Raw genomic sequence first — 847 nt, 5'->3', positions numbered from 1 at the left:
AGTATAAATTCTATTTAGGAGTGGTCAATGATGAGTGCATTTATTCATACAGAAAGAGAGTTAAACACATTAGGAAAATATTTTAAAGAAGAATTAAAAATTGATAAAGATTTAGCCGATAATATTATTTTTAACTTATATCAATTTGAAGTGGTAGCTGTAAATACAAGATACGAAGAAAATAATCAACTTGATATTATTATGTATCAAGATGAAGCATATCAAAGTCTTGAATTAATGTCAGACTATGACGCATTAAAGCTACTAAATAGCATTAAATATCAAGCAAGTGATATGCAATCAGATGTACTTTGGTTAAAAGTTTTAAATTTACATGAAAAATTAGTGAATGGCATTTTAAAAATCAAAAATATTCAACCTAATTATAAAAATCATTCAGAATATGAAATATCAAGTTATTGGTAATTATCTATAGTATAAACGATAAAGGAGGTGTTAATTTTAATAGAAAATATTTTTTCAATAGCAACTATAACAATGATATTAAGTAATAAATGGTAGTTTGAAATCAAAAAAATTAATTGAATATACTTTTAAACTTATTTAAAAGTATAAAAATATTTAGGAGTGTTTAAAATGAGTATATACTATGATTATGATGAAACAGGCATACAATATGACTGGATAGAAATAAATCAAAATAATAAAACAATTAGATATGGAAATAGTGGTACGCAAATACCAGATACACATAATTTAGAATGTATTCATGTGAGAGATTTAGACAGATTAATCATACCAGACATTAATCAATATAAAGATATAACATCTTAAATTAAAAGCCCTCAAAAATGAGGGCTTTTTGTGTGAAAAGACATATATCCAA

2 protein-coding genes are annotated in these 847 nt (G+C 23.8%); both read left to right on the top strand.

The annotated features are described in order from the left end of the window. Positions 1-30: 30 nt before the first annotated feature. On the top strand, positions 31-426 hold the full coding sequence (locus HMPREF2586_RS05355) for a hypothetical protein (RefSeq protein ID WP_141756813.1): 396 nt from the start codon (positions 31-33) through the stop codon (positions 424-426). Between the two features lie 171 nt (positions 427-597). Then, positions 598-795, top strand: coding sequence for a hypothetical protein (locus HMPREF2586_RS05350; RefSeq protein ID WP_070812662.1), 198 nt, complete (start codon positions 598-600; stop codon positions 793-795). Positions 796-847 lie beyond the last annotated feature (52 nt).

Origin of the sequence: Staphylococcus sp. HMSC034G07 (assembly GCF_001835975.1) — a bacterium.
GTDB classification, from domain to species: Bacteria; Bacillota; Bacilli; order Staphylococcales; family Staphylococcaceae; genus Staphylococcus; species Staphylococcus ureilyticus.
This window is presented reverse-complemented; position numbering and strand designations above follow the sequence as displayed.